Raw genomic sequence first — 16,255 nt, forward strand, 5'->3', positions numbered from 1 at the left:
CAGACTTTGTTGCCACTGCCATCTATTTTGACTGCCCAGTAATCCCAGCCACCTTTATTGTTTTCAGTTTTATCCCCTGAAGCAGAAGAGTAAGAAGAACCTGCCAGTAAATAGCCTCCATCAGGGGTGGGAGTGGTACTTTGAAGATAGTCAGTGTTATTCCCCCCTATGGTTTTGTCCCACTGATTAGTGGGTTGTGCAAAAGACGGTATAAAAAGGAAGTACAGACTGAAACTTATAAGTAGGCTCCAGATATAAATATATATTTTCATGGCATGTAGTATTAAAGTAGGTTAACAAGTAAATGAGCAATATTGACAGAAACTGATGCTTCATCTTCCACAACCATAGGCATCATGCCATGCGGCCCTAACTCCTGACAGTCCATTACTTTAGCACTATTAGCATCTATCTGTACATGAAAAGGAGGAACACCTTCCTTGTGTCCATTTTCTTCTTTTTCAAGCGCAATGTCTACCAAAGCGGCCTGTGCATTACTGTTTTCAAGTTTTAACAGCAGCATTTGCTGTTCTCCACAAATGCCTGCGGCATAGCTAATGGTAATGCCATCCTGCTGGTGAGTCTGTATCCACTCCGGATCAGCTTCCTGGGCTTTAACTGTCATCGAGGAAAAAAATCCTAAAAGCAGCGCAAGGCCGTGAATTTGGATAAATTTTTTCATAGTGATAAGTTTTAAGGATTTATAATTGGTCATAATTCAAGTAGCTCCTGTTTTTAAAAGAAAATGGCAATAGCCTGAATTGTGACCGGCTTGGAATAACTGTGTTGATCTTAGTACTATCTTGTTCAGCAGTTTAAGCACCCCAAGATTCCATTAATCTCTATAAGTAATAAAAGTATTAGGAAAAGAAAAGTAGCGCAATACTCAAAAAGCAGTATATTTTGTAAATCAATTTAAATTAAAAAAAATCATATGAAGCTCAATATTTTCATGGTTTAAAGCCATTTTTTGCTGGGAAAAAAATTCAAAATTAGGTATCTTAAAAGTCAGAGCAAATTAAGTTACACTATTCCCCCACTAAGATGCCTCAAGAAGGAGCTTTACTTAATTCCGCAGTTAAATATTTTCGGAAAGTTTCCAGTACCGTACATTTACCTGAAGCCGTCGAGGAATTGAAGAAATTTCATCAAGACCGTAGCCATTCAATTGACCTGGGCCCTGCATTTTATGTAATAATTGATTATAATGATTTTAGTTATAAATTTGTATCTAAAAGCTTTACCGATATACTCGGATACGAAACTGAGATCTTATTGAATGGAGGGGTTCCGTTTTTTAATAGCGTTATTGGCCAGGATGAAGTTCAGCCCCTTATTTCTTTGTGGAATGTAATCACTGATTACCTTAAAGGTTTGCCTATCGCTGTTGTAAGAAAATCTTTATTTTCAGTCGATTTTCATTTCAAGCATAAAAATGGCAACTACCTACATATGCTACAGCAGACTGTCTTACTCAAAACATCCCCTGAAGGACGCCTTCAATTCGAACTTGTCAAAATAACCGATATCACTCACTGGCAGAAACAGTCTCCCATGTGTGGCATCATTTCTACCCCTGATCCCAAAGATACCCTGATATGTTTTCCTACCGAGGACATACAAATTAAAGGCCTGGTATTTTCAAAATCAGAATTGCGGATACTCGAATTAATGGCAACTGGTGAAAGGAGCAAAGAAATTGCCAAAACCCTAAAGGTTTCTCGCCATACGGTTGATACGCATCGCCGGAATATGTTGCACAAAACGCACAGCAAAAACACTTCTGAACTTATTCGTTTCGCCTATCTGAGTGGAAATCTGTAAGAAGAGAAAGGGTTATTGCCAGCCTAATCTGGCTTTTGCTGGACGAACCAATTGACAAGGACGAAAGTTGGGAGCGGATATTCGATCTGGAGCTAATAAAAAACTCTCCTTATTTAATGGGTGAGGACAATAGCCTATATTGACAAGGGGTCACTCCCGCTATTCCTATTGATAACATAAAGCCGATCAAAACCTTTTTAATAAGATTTGGAATTAAAAACAAGCAGCCTTGCACATCCAATCACCGATAGGTGGTACAATTAAATTCTCTCAGACTACAACCCCATTCACACCGGCCTCCCATGCATGGTAACCTTTTTTCTACTTTAAATTATTTCTGATTTCCGCCTTTTTGAAAGTTTTCTCCATGTGGATTTACCGGACCAAGCTGACCCCCTCTGGAGACTAAAAAATAGCGAAAAAGTAACTGTCAATCCGGCAGATACTGACCCCCCTAAATAGATTTTGGTTAATTAGCCGTTTTACCCAATCGTTAATCAGAACTTCAGACGTCTGTAAAATCAAAACTCGTGAGTCAGATCAAACAACTACTTCGACTATACCAGCAGGCCCCGGTAAATGCTTTGACTTAAGCTATCTTCCGTTGGAACGTCAACTTTTTGACCTATATTCATCATTCATGGAACACACCTCGGATTGGGTGCAGCAGGCAATTCCCGGTTAAAATATTATTTTAGTACATTTAAGAACGTTTGCGAAAACGGCAAGGAAAAAGCTCCGGAAGTGCTCGCCGCCCACCTGCTTCGAAGCGTCATGTAAAATTCAAAACCAAATAAGGTATTCTCAACAACCCAATAAAAAGTAAATCAATGAGTACCATCACTTTGATTAGCACCGTTCACGAGGAAATGGGGAAATGTAATGCTGATGAACTGTGTGCTATTTTGGAGAAAATCCGCCCGGAAATTGTATTTTTGGAAGCTCTTGAAAAAACTTATTCAAACTATGATAAGGTTCGTTTTACCGCATTTGGAGTATATCATAAAAAGCTGGAAATAAAAACAATTCAGAAATACGGCCTTAGCTCCACATATAAATATGTTCCTTTACTGGACAATGGACTATCTGATTCCTTTCAAAAGAAAAACGACTTCCTTTGCAGGAAAAATCAGCACAAAAAGATGCTAAATGATTTTAATTTATTAGCCAAAGAACAGGGCTTTCTATTTCTCAATAGTGCAAAAAGCATAGGTCTACAAGCGGAAATGCGAACGTTTGAATACCGTCTTTTGCTTGAAAACAAGCTAAATGACGCTGTTGACGATGATATTGATGCTTATGAAAATTCGATGTTACGAAATATTTATTCGTATTGCAGAAATAATCAATTTGATAAGGCTGTCTTTTTGTGTGGTGTGGCGCACAGGCGTTCAATTATTAAAAAGATTGAAAGCTTAAGCAGCAAGCACAAAATAGATCTTAATTGGGTAATTTATGGGAATGAAATTGTCTGAAAAAAACTTGCGTACAGGTTTGGCAGCAAACACGTTGACTACCGCCCTATTCATAATCTACGGAATTGCCCTGGTCTGGATTTTGATTTTAAAGTTAGGAGTGCAATTCTCCTATATGGAAAATAGAAATACCAACTTCATTCCGTTTAATGAACCGGTAATCCTTACCAGCGAAAACATTTTGAACGTACTGATTTTTATGCCTCTTGGCATCTATGCCGGCGCCCTATTCACCCGATGGATTTTCGGTAAAAAGCTTTTGTTCCTTTTCCTGCTTAGTTTCCTGGTTGAAGGACTTCAATACCTCTTCCGGATTGGGGCTTTTGATGTGACCGATCTAATGACCAACACCTTAGGCGGAGTCATTGGGTTACTGGTATTTTCAGTCCTGGAAAGGGCATTCCAAAATGGAATTAGGGCACAAAAGTTCATCAACTTCCTTGCTGTACCGGCAACAGCCCTGTTGATTTTACTATTGGTTTTACTAAAAATGGACCTTCTTCCGGTGAGGTATCAGTAGTGCAGCCTAGAAAATCACAAAATCCGAAAAATCAGCTTTCATAGTTCGAAAAAGGGTACGGAAAGACCATTTCAATGTTAAATTGGTCATCCCTATAAATGTAACTTAACCCTACCGTTAATCACAAACCCATCCATCGGGGCATAGATAGTCAATGAGTTTGATTGGCTAAAGGATGTCTTCGAAAGGATCCAAAGCCATAGGCAAAAGGACCTCTATCAGCTACTGCCCACAAACTGGGAAAAATACCGAACCAAAACCAATCAAAAGACATTACCTGCTATAGTTCCAAGATAAATCTAATGGGTTCCCCTAAACTTTTCACAAAACTCTTCGACAGGGTCAGTGCACCGCCGTATCCAGTTTGACGGGGCAGGCTCCCGCTGAAGCGGGACAAGTTGTAAACCACTCAATTGTTCCAGTATTTTATTTTTCTTTAGCGGAATTCGCGAATGCTAGCGCATCTCATACGGCAAGCCTGTTAATTCTGTTGCTTGATCGATGATTTCGATCTTTCTTTTGATAGGGTGAGCCGAGTTGGGTTCATCATTTAGAGTTCCTCAATGCACCGCTAATCGCCTCCACTAATATTTTGTTTATCCAGGCAGGAGAGAGTTTCGCATCATTGCTGATATTCTCGTTCTTCTCATTCCTTAGAAGGATGGATTTATTCTATTGTTTAATTATCTACCTTGTTTTGACCAATAGTTTTGAGTGGCTGAATAACCAAACTACTTATTTCCCCTTTTGCTAAGAGATTTTTAGGACTTGTTTTGTTAAAAGTAATGGTTCGCTTACCAACATAACGGTTCTTGCTGTTCCGTCAGTTAGGTACACAACTTTCAATTTTTTCAACGCATGAACCCCTGTCTGAACGATTCTCGCTTTATCCCGTCTGGCAATAGCTTTGGCTATTTCTTCGGTTGATGGAAAGAGAACACCAAATTCCTTATCAATTTTTGGATAGAAGTAAATTCCGTGACCCAATCGAAAAAGAATTTCTTTCTATTTCATTCGTAACAAGGCTTTCATAACACTTTCTGAGTTGCCATAATCTAAGAAGTCGTTCACAAATAGAACGCTTCCCTTCGGGTGGCCTTTTAGTGCTTCCACAATCTTATATTCTACTTGAGGTCTTTCCTTCGATTTCATTTCGTCCTAGATTTAGCAAATATTTGGGACAAGATTTGCATTTTAATACGTATAAAATGTTTTAATTTTGGCTAGCTCATTCTCATAGACATCTGGTTTAAGCAAAAGGCAGGTTCTATATCCAGATTTACAGAATACCGGAAACTGGATATATACAATTCTCTGATCCAAAGAGCACCAAAGAAAAGCCCCTTCTTGATTGAAAGGGCTTTACGCTAGAAAGCTTATTTTCGTTTTGCTTTTTTCTGGTGAATACTTTCGCCTATTTTAAGATTTCTATTTGGTTTTTAGAGTTTATCCAGAAATTCTCTGATTAGCCAATCTTTATTCAATTCTTTTTTTCTTTTGGCTCGTAGGCTCAGAAAATAGTGATAGCCTTTCCGATTTGGTTTATGTTTTAACTTATAGTTTAAACTGGCAATCTGTTCGTTTTTGTCTTTCTCAAAAACTTTCCGAATGAATAGATATTCTGTTTTGCACCATTGTCGTGCCATAGTTCAGCAAAACTTTGATCTAAGGTTTCATACTCTTCAGAATACCAAATAATCACTTGATTCCCATCAGAAGGTCTTATGACCAACTTTAACGGGAATCCATTTTTTTCAACCCCTCCTATTACCGTGAAGGATTCTTCTTCCCAATTAGAAATGTCATATTCAGGCCTGTTTGAAAGATGCTCCCTGACATTTTTCTTAGCTCTCTTGATCAATCCATGAACATAGCTAAAGTCTGTGGTACTTGAGATATGTTGCAGCGCATCACCAATGGAAGACCCGTCAAATTCCTCTAGCGCTTTTAATAAATCTGCCTGGCTCGTGATGCCCAGGTTGACCATCAATTCATTTGGATCAAGCTTACTATGTTCAGGTTCTAGCCCCAGGCGCTTTCTGACTTCTTCTTGAACCTTTCTTTCAAATTCATCTGTAGTGTAGGCAACCAAATCCTCTTTGGGAGTTTTGATAAGGTTGAATATATCCTCTTCCGTATATCCGTTAGGATTATTCAACATGGTCTGTCTAAATTCAATCGCTTGAATGTTCTCCTCATCGGTTCTAAGGACTAGATTTCTTCGCTCATACAGCTCTTTGAAGAGTTCTTGTGAGATGACTTCCCCTTTGTTATACATCCATTTTAGAAGTTTCTCAAACAGATTTTTTATTCCTTGGCTGCGGTTGTGACCATGGTCCGCATTGTAGATTTCTGACACTTCATCGGAAATCATCTTAGCGACGTCCTGAGTAGAAATACTTCTATTTTCGATTTCCAAATAGATGCCTGTATCAAGCAAATTGCACTTGAGCTTTCCTGTCAAGCCTTCACATATTTCCTTTAGGATATCGTCAATTTCATTATCCAGAGACAAATCAGTTTTCTTCTTGAGTTCACCTTGTTGATTGGGAAGCAAATTGTAATCATTCAACTTTGACCCTAGTCCGCTTTTTCCAAGGAAGATTACGAATTCATGAAGCCAGGAGATTGCCGGTTTTTTTATGGCTTCTGATAGCGTCATGATATTCGAATTTTTGGAGATTTTTGAGCAAAGTTCTTTGATAAGCCACTTATCTGACTCCTCCCATACGGCTTTATCAAATTCATCTACAGCTTGTATTTCCGGGATATCTTTGTTAAAATCTTTTGCAAAGTCATAAAGAGAGACCCGAGCTGAATTTGACTCTAAACCGTTACCTGGAATAAGGCTGGTCAGACTCAAAACAGCCTCCAAAGTAGTGCTATAGTATTGATTGCCTTTAATCAATTGGTTGATTAGTGTAACGATGTCATCCTGTGCTTTTTTTATAGGAGGGACAAATGAATAGATTTCCTCGTGTTGTAAAGAATCTTTCCAATCTTTACCGAGTATTTTTAATACACTTTTAAGTTGGGCGGGAATAGCTTGATCCAACCATAAATTCTCCTTCTTTTCGAAAAGCCCGTATTGATTAGGAATGATTGCGAATTCATTCAGGAGTTTTTCTTCGTCTGTTTCAATGATAAAGGCAATTACTTCATTTATCCAATTAAGTGCCTCTGTTTCGGTAAATCCTTTTTCATCAACTAATTCTTGGATGGATTCGAAACTTGCAATTTCCTCTGTTAGCTTTTTGATATCTACTCTGAGGTCAACACCCCAATGACTATCAATGATGTGATGCCAATGGTGGATATCCGCTTTTCTGGGAAGTTTGTCAGCATGGATTGGATTCAGAAGATCCCATAGCTGATCGATTTTGCTTTCTTTGCCATAGGGAATTAGAGCTGACGCTAGCGAAATTCTTGATGTTTCGGTTTGGACGATATCAGAAGAGAGCAGGTCGATTCTCATTGGCTTTTGAACGTTCGCTTTGAACCAAGATTTGGAAAAGTATTCTTCAGTCAAATTTGGCACTGCTGTTCTAGCTAACAAATAAAGGTTTTGCCAGTTGTTTTGAACTGCATGAGGCAAAAGTATCCCATATAGTTCAACTGCTTCTTCGATATATTCCTGGTCAGTGAGGCTCTTGGTATCATTCACATCATCCAATAGATAAATTCCGTCCCGAGGTTCGGTAGGCTCAAAAAATGGATTGTTTACTACTACAGGGAGATGGAAGTTTTCTGTCCCAACTAGTGGGAAATGTAAAAAAACCATCGGTAGATTATCGGAGAATGGCAGTAGATGAACTTTGTCCTCAATCAAATCTACTGGAAGTGCAATACCAGTAAAATCTCTGGATAGGTGAACAAATCTCAAAATTGAACTTGTCCCATTTACTGATTTCACAATTTCTATAAGTTCGATATCCTGGGAAAGAGCTTTGGGATCTCTTTTTTCGAAAGTGATTACCTGATTTGAATTGTGTACTATTACCTCTTTAATTCCTTCTACAAAAATGAGTGTATAGGGTAGAGAAGACTCCAGGTCTGACAATCCTGTTTCAGCAATTTCGCTTTTCCCTTCTTCCAATAGATAAGTGAATTGAGTGTTGAACCCGGTGAAATCCGGATGACTGATGATTGCCGAACTAGAGAGAACAGACTCAGCTTCTTTAAAAGATGTCTCTACACTTTCAATCAGACTATTCCGGTCTAATCCACTTCTGTCCAACGGAAATGCAATTTTTTTGAAATCGGAATTCTCTTTATAAATGCCAGCTACCTGAACTTTTTCAGATAGCAAGTGAGTAGTCATAAAACCGGTGCCAAACCGTCCGATTGGCGGATTAGCGTTTTCTTCAGTTAAGAGAACATCTTCTCTTTCCTTGTCCTCTGAATTGATTTGTCTAATCAGTCCAATCACGTTTGATTGAGTGAAATAACCGTAGTTATGGCTAAAAACCAATTTGTTTGGTGTTACATCGATTTTTATGGAAACCTTTTCATCGGGAAAGTCATTGGTTGCTTTGTCTTTAGCGTTTTGGATCAGTTCCCATATCCAGCTTCTTTCATATTTTTTTCTCCCGCTTCGTACCGTGCGCATTTTAGCGTCAATTTTCTCTGCTGTACTTCTATTTAGTAAGTAGACGGCGTCTTGATTAAAGTTTGTCATTTTCGTTAATATTTTAGATATCAGTTTGTTGTTTGTTTTTTATTAAAAAGAGACAGTCCCTTTTTCAAAGAAGTTTGTTTTCTTTTGGCCTTGGGATTTCAATTTGACAAAATCTTCCAGCTCATCGCTTACCAAATTAAAGGCAAAATGAAAATCCGATTTGGCAAAGCTGATAGCATTTTTGCTTCCACGATCCAGGTCCTTGGTGACATCGGTAACCTCTATTCCAGCTCCGAGGAAAAGAAAAATCCATTTTTCGCTTAGCTCATAAATCTGGATCATTTCTTTGATTTCTTGCCCAGAATATTTTTTTGATGCATTTTCATGCCCATCAGTTAGGATAATCATTACCACATCGGAATATTCAGACTTCAGATCGCCAGCAGCCTTTTCTTTGACATAGGAAATACTTTCTCCGATGGCATCATATAGGGCTGTCATCCCTTCCGGGTAGATTGTAGCCCAATCGATGGTTGCATCTTCCACCGGCATCAGGTCGCTAGAAAATCGCAGGGCCTGATTAAATGCGCAGTAAGAAAACCAAATTTTGGAGTCTGGATTTTCAGATTGTATTCGCTTAAAATCTTGTAACTGTTTATTTATGACTTGTCTGGCTTCTGACCAGCAGGAATCCATGCTTCCGCTCTTGTCTAATACGAGATGGTAGTAAGTCTTCTTAATGATTGCGTTTCCCTTGGATTGAGGATTAGTTTGATTTTTCATTTTGTTTACAAGAATAGTGATGAGTAGTGTAAATGAAGCTTAACTGATTTTCCGGATGTAATCCCTGTCCTCGGCAAGCTGACGTATTCTTTCGGCTCTAGAACCTAGGAATCCATCCTGGCAGAGAATTTCCTCTCTACGGGCTATCAGGGATTGAACTCTTCTTTCACCGATCTTTTCTTCAGCAAAGAGCATCTTTTCGAAAAGGCTTTCGGAGGTCTTGGATTTATATTGAAAAGGGAAAAACTCCAAGCAAAAGAAAAAGGCACATATAACCAGGTAGTAAAAAGCACTGATCCAGTCGCTAAAGGCAAAGTAATGTAGATCTTTTACTTTGCTCAAGACGGCACCATTTTCATTTATTATTGAGGCCGTTGCTACAGAATCAGCATCAGCTTCCAGATTTCTAAATTCCGCCAGATACGTTGAATCCAACTTATCGAATTTCTGATTTGCTGAATTAAGTTTTCTCCTTTTATTATTAGCTGCTGGACCTTCACCATATCTTTTTGTCCCACCGCTACCATCAATTTCGTCACTTAAGTCTGTTTCGGCTTTCTCCGCATTCTCACGTGCTTGTTCCCGCTCATTATTGTATCGATTTAATTCCGCATTATTTTCTTCAACAAACTCCCTTTTCTTTTCTCCCCTGAGTTCGGTCAGTTTTTTGGCTCGGTATTCATCAAGATCTCCAGAGAATACGATCAAATCCAATGCAAGAGACCCTAGAATCGTAGAAATGACGGCAATGAATAGGCGGAAATTTCGAATTTCATTTCCGCCATTTTCCTTTGACAAGACAATGAATGCGCGGTCAATGATTAGGATAACACATGCCATAAGCACCCCGATCAACATGGCCTTCCAAGTCGGAACTTCATAAAGATTGGATGCCAGATAAAATCCAGAAATAAACCAAAGGGAAACTGGTATCAAAACCAATGTGCCCATGGTGGTAATCTTTTGCTTGCTGACGGTAGTCTGGGCTTTTACTACCTCGTAGTTGTAGCCAAACAGTGTGGAGAATATTCTTAGTAGCATAATCAATTGGTAATAAATGATTTGAACATCAAATTCTCTTCGGACCACTGCTTGAAGCCCTTTCTGAAACCGGCCTTATACCGTTCTACTGATTTCTCAAGGTACCCTTCACCCATCACCGCAAGATCAAATTGCTGCTTCAAGTCACGTTTTTGTTCCTCAAGTTTCTCCTTTTGCATCAATACTTCCCTGTATTCTTGAGGCATTTCCTGTTCAAACTTGGGATCAAGGGTCCTTTCGATTTTGAACAGGTGCTCGTCAATTTCCTGAATCGCCAGAGAATACACTTCTTTGAAATCACAAGCTATCAGGTTTACGTTCTGATTCATCGTTTCAAAATTATGATCCTCCAATCCGTCACTCATTCCCATGGTGTAGTAGTCTTGTGCCTTTAGATCCTCCAGAATACTTTTTCTGGACTTTTTTTGTTTGATAGGATCATTGCTTGAAAAAAGCTCATCAGGGTGTCTTTCCTCTGTGAAAAGAGACTTGTCGATTTGAGGGAGCTGACTTACCATAGGCTCAGATGTTACAGGTGGCTGCTCAACCGAAACGGGAGCTTTTTTTCCGAATAGTTTGGTGAATATGCTCATAGCTAAATAGATTTTAGATTTCTTTGATTGGGATAGAGAATAATTGATGGCCTTTAGCATGACAAGAATCGCATACTGTGATCAGAAAATAAGGGTGATACTCCCACGGATATGACCATACTCCTGTAGCCTTATCTTTATGGTATTGCCTATGATGCACTTGGAGTTCCGTCCGCTGTCCACAAATCCGACACTGATTCCCATCTCTCTCGATGACCTTTAGTCTTAACTGTTTCCATCTTGGATCTTCAAGACCCTGCTGATAAATGCTTTGATGTTGACTTGATTGAGTATTCATGCAACCTGTTGCTTTTTTAATTCGCGAATAATTTGACGGTTTTGCTTCTGGTACTTTGGTGTTCTACCAAGTCGCTTTGATTTCTTCTTCACCTCATGAATGGCATTTGGGTTTTTGTAGCAAGTCACTACTTCGGTCCGATTCAGATTTGTAATCACCATTAGATCCCTCACCAATTCGATTGGTATGTCCAGCTTTTGGCATCTGGCCCTGGTTAAAAAATGGAATTTCAACCTTTGTTTGTGGATGATGTCTCCATAATAAATGACTAATCTAATTGCTTCATCTGAAATCCCTCTCTGGATAATTCTTGAACTACAATGGTTGCTCAGTTGGATGGTACCCGGGAAATGGAAATTTTTCATGGCTTCTGAATTTTGAGTTTTTAATAAGCTTTTGAATTGTTTTACGCTTATTAATAAGACATTCGAGCCGAGGTAACCATTGATTGAAAAGTTTTTGAAAAAAAAAAAGAATATTCAAGCGTTCGCGTATTGGATTACTTTTAGAATTGAATGGTATTATTACCGTTCTAAAGCCTCAGAGCTCTTTTTGGCCTTACATTTCTATTGCCCTGGAAAAAGTTTTTTTTCTCTTTGAAGAGTTAATTCTTTACTGTGTCTAACAATCTTTGACCATAGAATTAAAAATTTGGCCTTCAATGACAAGCGTTTTACCTTTTTGTAAAATGGATAAAAAACTCAGGTACAAAAGTTCATTGGACATAGGGAAAAATCTATAAACCAGCTTCAAGTTGACGGTTTATTAAATCATAGGACATAGGAACCAATGATAAAAAATTACCTGGTAGCGTTTGCTTATGGAGTTATTGCATCAATTAATCCAACATAATAAACGCCGCCCAATATTCCGGGTCGGGGTATTGCTCTCTGCACTGGTTTCTGGCCTGGATAAATGCCTCCCGTTTACTTTCTCCTTGCATCAGATAGGAATAGAAGTTGGTCATTAGGTATTGGGTAGCCTCATCTTTCACGTTCCATAGGCTCATGATAATGGTCTGTGCCCCGGCTTGCTTAAATCCCCTCTGTAACCCGAAGACCCCTTCACTGGATACATCTCCCAAACCTGTTTCACAGGCAGATAGTACAACAAGATCCGTTTCCCTTAAATCTATATGACTGATCTCTTTGGCTGTCAATATGCCGTCTTCGATGGTATCGGGAATAGTATCTCCTTCCCATGCCCTGTTTCCGCCTGCAAGCATTAATCCGGAACGAAGCATTGGGTCGACATTCCTTACATTTTCACGCTGATCTCCTAATCGCATTTGCAGAAATTGGTTCCTTCGGCTTTCCGCTACCGGAAGAAAGAATCCATGTGTGGCGACATGGATAATTCCTGTTTGCATACCCGACAAGGCTTTAAACGATTCCTCGCTGCCGATCTCACCGATAAATTCAGCAACCTGGTATTGATTTCCTTTTAAGATCTCGCTGATTTCAATGGCTTCTGTCAGTGTCCCGGGTAAAAACTGCCATCCTTTTCGAAGGAGGCTATCCTGACCTATTCCCCGCAAGGCATAAGAAGTCTCTTTATCTTGGTACTTTTCACTCTCTGCCATCATCTGCTCAATAGCAAGGTCGTACTTGACACCCCCATATAGTGCTGCGGCCTTTGATTTTTCTTTATGTTTTCTAAGAGCAAGTTCTTTGGTTGAGGAAAGCCTGAACATCTGATAACGGTCTCCCAGTGTTGTTGCTTCATCGTAGGCAAGATTCTCAATAGCCAACTGATGGAGAATACCGGCAGCTGAAAAATAAACACCATCATCGGGTGAAATATACGCTTCCAAGGGACTCCATATTAATTTCATCATTTCCTTGCCAACGTAGCCACTGGAATAAATCTGATTCTTTTCCAAGTTTATAAACCCCTCAATCTGGTCTTTTCTGAACAGCGAAATAAACTTTGGATTGGTCCATCCATTACGAAGGATCAAGGCTGCATATTTTACAGTATCGGTTCGTGTGGGATATTCCAAAAATTCAATGGCCACATCCTTTTCACCCAGATTCGCCTGAACATCTTTCCAGTTCACTTTTAGATTTTGGGTATAATCCCCATATTCCTTCGAAAGTTTGACCAACTCAGTCTCCAGTTTCTGGGCTACAGTTTCCAGCGAATCCACATTCAGATATCGCTCGGCAATTGGTTTTTCATTGAGTCGCAGAATCTGAAGCTTTAGCAATTTTAGCTCTTGAAATTTCTCAATAGCCTTCTGATTGCCGCTTTCAGCAAGTAACTCTTCAAAATTAAGCGTGGTATTAAGTAATAGACCTTTTGTGAACAGCGCTATATCATAGGCAATGCTAATTTCTTCAGGACTAGGATTTAGTGCCTTTTCTAAAAACATAGGGAAATATTCAAAGTAAAAGTTGTTTTGGAGCCAGAAATTCTCCCTTTGAGATTCTGTCATTTGACCAAAATATTCAATGGCTCTTTCCTGCCTTAAACTTAAACTTTGAATAAAATGACGTAATGCAAGATCGTTTTTTCCAAGATAAAACTCCGATTCGGCAAGGGTAGATAAGCTTATTATATAATCCGGATGATTTTCTCCCGAAACCTCTTTTTTTGATTCAACAACTCTTAACTGAATTTCTAAAGCTGTTTGATAATCACCTAAAGCAGAATAGGTAACTGCCAGGTTATCCAAGCTGGTAAGGTAATCCGGATGCATTTCACCCAAAACATCCTTTGTTAATTCAACAACCTGTTGGTTTATTGTCAAAGCCGATTGGTAATCACCTAAGTTAAAATATAAACTAGCCAGATTGTTCAAGCTGGTAAGATATCCCGGATGATTCTCACCCAATAACTCTTTCTGTAATGCAACGACTCTCAACTGGATTTCTAGAGCTATTTGGTAATCACCTAATTTAGAATAAGTATCAGCCAGATTATTCAAGCTGGTAAGATATCCCGGATGGTTTTCTCCCAAAACCTCTTTTTTTGATTCAACAACTCTTAACTGAATTTCTAAAGCTGTTTGATAATCACCTAAAGCAGAATAGGTAACTGCCAGGTTATCCAAGCTGGTAAGATATCCCGGATGATTCTCACCCAATACCTCTTTCCGTAATGCAACAACCTTTTGATTAATGGTTAAAACCGATTGGTAATCTCCTAAACCAAAATAACTTGCAGCCAGATTATTTAAGCTGTATAGGTATTCAGGGTGATTTTCTCCCCAAACCTCTTTCTGTAATGCAACAACTCTTAACTGAATTTCTAAAGCTGTTTGGTAATCTCCTAAATTAAAATAAATATCTGCCAAATTATTCAAGCTGTTCAGGTACCTTGGATGATTTTCTCCCAAAACCTCTTTTTTTGATTCAACAACTCTTAACTGAATTTCTAAAGCTGTTTGATAACTTCCTAAAGCAGAATAGGTGACAGCGAGATTATCCAAGCTATTCAGGTAATCCGGATGATTCTCACCCAATCCCTCTTTCCGTAATGCAACAACTCTTAACTGGATTTCTAGAGCTGTTTGGTAATCTCCTAAAGCAGAATAAGTACCTGCCAGATTATACAAGCTGGTAAGGTATCCCGGATGATCCTCACCCAATAGCTCTTTCTGTAATGTAACAACCTTTTGATTAATAGCTAAAGCCGATTGGTAATCTCCTAAACCGAAATAACTTGCAGCCAGATTACTTAAGCTTAATAGATAATCCGGATGATTTTTTCCCAAAACTTCCTTTCTTAATGCGACAACCTGCTGGGTAATCTCTAAAGCTGGTTTATAATTTCCTAATTTAGAATAAGTGGAAGCCAAATTACCCAAGCTGGTAAGGTAATCCGGATGGGTTTCTCCCAAGACCTCGTTCTTTAAGACAACAAGCTGCTGGTAAATGGCAAGAGCAGATTCGTAATCTCCTAAATTTGAATAAGTAGAAGCTAAATCATTCAAGCTCAACAGGTAGTCCGGATGATTTGCTCCCAAAACCTCTTTCCGTAGTGCAACAGCCTGTTGGTTAATTGCTAATGCCGATTCGTAATCCCTTAAGTCAGAATAAGTAGACGCTAGGTTACTTAAGCTAGTTAGGTAATCAGGATGTTTTTCTCCCAAAATCTCTTTCTGCAATTCAACAACCTCTTTGATAATTTGTAATGCCAATTGGTAATCACCTAAATCCGAATACGAAATAGCCAGATTATTCAGGCTGATTAGATAGCTTGGATGTCTTTCTCCTAAAATCTCTTTTTCTAATTCAACAATCTTTTGATTCATTGCTAAAGATGATTTTAAATCGCCTAAATTAGAATAAGAAAGGGCCAGATTACTCAAGCTAGTTAGATAGTCCGGATGCTTTTCTCCCAAAATCTCCTTTTGTAATTCAACAACCTCTTTATTAATTTGTATTGCCAATTGGTAATCGCCTAAATCCGAATACCTAATAGCCAGATTATTCAGACTTGTAAGATAGTCGGGGTGCGTTGGGCCCAAAATCTCTTTTCTTAATTCAACAACCTGTTGATTAATTTTTAGAGCTGATCCGTAGTCTCCTACATTTGAATAGCCGATGGCTAAAAATGTTAATACCTGAGAATACAGCCCATTATCCATACTTACTGTTCCGTCTTCAAAATTACCCTTTATTAGAAGGAGATAGGAAACCATTTTCGCACTATTTCCAATTTCACCATTAATTTTACCTACAACAAATAACATATCAAGCAGCTCCTTACTTATTGAAATATTAGGTTTCGAAAAATAAGAATCTGTTAATTGATTTAGCCTATTAATATTCAATTCCTTATTATCTGTTACCCAATAGCATAGATTTAAATAAACGTTTATTGCGAGTGATGTTAAATCATCAAATTCCTTAAAATCAGCATACTCTTTTAATAGTGGAATGGCTTTGTCATAATTTCCACTATTGATAAAATTTAATGCATCTGAAATCTTCCTATCAGCCACAGTATCCTGAGAATAGGCAGCAGATATTCCTATAAGCATAAAAATTAGAGTAAAGCTAATTTTTAACCATTTATGTGAAAATGAAGGGACAACTATCATGAGGCTCGGGTAGATTGATTTTTCTATGATTAACGATATACTGGGAAGAAACC

General features: G+C 38.6%; 12 protein-coding genes and 1 pseudogene. 4 read left to right on the forward strand and 9 right to left on the reverse strand.

Annotated elements, in window-relative coordinates; genetic code table 11:
* The coding region (locus GJS45_RS14955) for a hypothetical protein (protein WP_202928093.1) at window positions 1–272 on the reverse strand (272 nt) is incomplete at its 3' end.
* Between the two features lie 11 nt (window positions 273–283).
* The gene (locus tag GJS45_RS14960) at window positions 284–682 is read right to left on the reverse strand and encodes a hypothetical protein (RefSeq protein WP_162342678.1); all 399 of its coding nucleotides are present in this window, start codon (window positions 680–682) and stop codon (window positions 284–286) included.
* A gap of 362 nt (window positions 683–1,044) precedes the next feature.
* Between GJS45_RS14960 and GJS45_RS14965 the strand changes: the two genes are divergently transcribed.
* The 4 genes from GJS45_RS14965 to GJS45_RS14980 all read left to right on the forward strand — a co-directional run bounded on the left by GJS45_RS14965 (window position 1,045) and on the right by GJS45_RS14980 (window position 4,116).
* Window positions 1,045–1,824, forward strand: a complete 780-nt coding sequence (locus GJS45_RS14965) for a LuxR C-terminal-related transcriptional regulator (protein WP_162342679.1) — start codon at window positions 1,045–1,047, stop codon at window positions 1,822–1,824.
* 830 nt (window positions 1,825–2,654) lie between these two features.
* Window positions 2,655–3,299, forward strand: a complete 645-nt coding sequence (locus GJS45_RS14970) for a hypothetical protein (RefSeq protein WP_162342680.1) — start codon at window positions 2,655–2,657, stop codon at window positions 3,297–3,299.
* Window positions 3,286–3,819 carry a VanZ family protein gene (locus GJS45_RS14975; protein WP_162342681.1) on the forward strand — a complete coding sequence of 178 codons (534 nt, stop codon included), beginning with the start codon at window positions 3,286–3,288 and terminating at the stop codon, window positions 3,817–3,819. Before GJS45_RS14970 ends, GJS45_RS14975 begins: the two co-directional genes overlap by 14 nt.
* Before the next feature lie 147 nt (window positions 3,820–3,966).
* Complete coding sequence (locus GJS45_RS14980) at window positions 3,967–4,116, forward strand: transposase domain-containing protein (RefSeq protein ID WP_235954814.1); 150 nt, start codon at window positions 3,967–3,969, stop codon at window positions 4,114–4,116.
* A gap of 382 nt (window positions 4,117–4,498) precedes the next feature.
* On the opposite strand, the pseudogene GJS45_RS24110 reads toward GJS45_RS14980, so the two are convergent.
* The 7 genes and pseudogenes from GJS45_RS24110 to GJS45_RS15015 all read right to left on the reverse strand — a co-directional run bounded on the left by GJS45_RS24110 (window position 4,499) and on the right by GJS45_RS15015 (window position 16,142).
* Window positions 4,499–4,971: pseudogene (locus tag GJS45_RS24110) on the reverse strand (DUF6088 family protein).
* 409 nt (window positions 4,972–5,380) lie between these two features.
* Window positions 5,381–8,497, reverse strand: a complete 3,117-nt coding sequence (locus GJS45_RS14990) for a sacsin N-terminal ATP-binding-like domain-containing protein (protein WP_162342682.1) — start codon at window positions 8,495–8,497, stop codon at window positions 5,381–5,383.
* A gap of 42 nt (window positions 8,498–8,539) precedes the next feature.
* Window positions 8,540–9,220: a vWA domain-containing protein gene (locus GJS45_RS14995; protein ID WP_162342683.1), complete on the reverse strand. Its 681-nt coding sequence runs from the start codon at window positions 9,218–9,220 to the stop codon at window positions 8,540–8,542.
* Window positions 9,221–9,259: 39 nt separating this feature from the next.
* Window positions 9,260–10,261 carry a DUF4407 domain-containing protein gene (locus GJS45_RS15000; protein ID WP_162342684.1) on the reverse strand — a complete coding sequence of 334 codons (1,002 nt, stop codon included), beginning with the start codon at window positions 10,259–10,261 and terminating at the stop codon, window positions 9,260–9,262.
* A gap of 2 nt (window positions 10,262–10,263) precedes the next feature.
* Window positions 10,264–10,854 carry a hypothetical protein gene (locus GJS45_RS15005; protein WP_162342685.1) on the reverse strand — a complete coding sequence of 197 codons (591 nt, stop codon included), beginning with the start codon at window positions 10,852–10,854 and terminating at the stop codon, window positions 10,264–10,266.
* A gap of 294 nt (window positions 10,855–11,148) precedes the next feature.
* On the reverse strand, window positions 11,149–11,517 hold the full coding sequence (locus tag GJS45_RS15010) for a DUF4258 domain-containing protein (RefSeq protein WP_162342686.1): 369 nt from the start codon (window positions 11,515–11,517) through the stop codon (window positions 11,149–11,151).
* 473 nt (window positions 11,518–11,990) lie between these two features.
* Window positions 11,991–16,142: a CHAT domain-containing tetratricopeptide repeat protein gene (locus GJS45_RS15015; protein ID WP_235954782.1), complete on the reverse strand. Its 4,152-nt coding sequence runs from the start codon at window positions 16,140–16,142 to the stop codon at window positions 11,991–11,993.
* Window positions 16,143–16,255: the final 113 nt, after the last annotated feature.

Origin of the sequence: Cyclobacterium salsum, from assembly GCF_010119245.1 — a bacterium.
In the GTDB taxonomy this organism is placed as follows: Bacteria; Bacteroidota; Bacteroidia; order Cytophagales; family Cyclobacteriaceae; genus Cyclobacterium; species Cyclobacterium salsum.

Bases quoted from the DNA above. Each gene is read 5' to 3' on its own strand.
- GJS45_RS14960 (WP_162342678.1), bottom strand. From the start codon at position 682: ATGAAAAAATTTATCCAAATTCACGGCCTTGCGCTGCTTTTAGGATTT.
- GJS45_RS14965 (WP_162342679.1), top strand. From the start codon at position 1,045: ATGCCTCAAGAAGGAGCTTTACTTAATTCCGCAGTTAAATATTTTCGG.
- GJS45_RS14970 (WP_162342680.1), top strand. From the start codon at position 2,655: ATGAGTACCATCACTTTGATTAGCACCGTTCACGAGGAAATGGGGAAA.
- GJS45_RS14975 (WP_162342681.1), top strand. From the start codon at position 3,286: ATGAAATTGTCTGAAAAAAACTTGCGTACAGGTTTGGCAGCAAACACG.
- GJS45_RS14990 (WP_162342682.1), bottom strand. From the start codon at position 8,497: ATGACAAACTTTAATCAAGACGCCGTCTACTTACTAAATAGAAGTACA.
- GJS45_RS14995 (WP_162342683.1), bottom strand. From the start codon at position 9,220: ATGAAAAATCAAACTAATCCTCAATCCAAGGGAAACGCAATCATTAAG.
- GJS45_RS15000 (WP_162342684.1), bottom strand. From the start codon at position 10,261: ATGCTACTAAGAATATTCTCCACACTGTTTGGCTACAACTACGAGGTA.
- GJS45_RS15005 (WP_162342685.1), bottom strand. From the start codon at position 10,854: ATGAGCATATTCACCAAACTATTCGGAAAAAAAGCTCCCGTTTCGGTT.
- GJS45_RS15010 (WP_162342686.1), bottom strand. From the start codon at position 11,517: ATGAAAAATTTCCATTTCCCGGGTACCATCCAACTGAGCAACCATTGT.
- GJS45_RS15015 (WP_235954782.1), bottom strand. From the start codon at position 16,142: ATGCTTATAGGAATATCTGCTGCCTATTCTCAGGATACTGTGGCTGAT.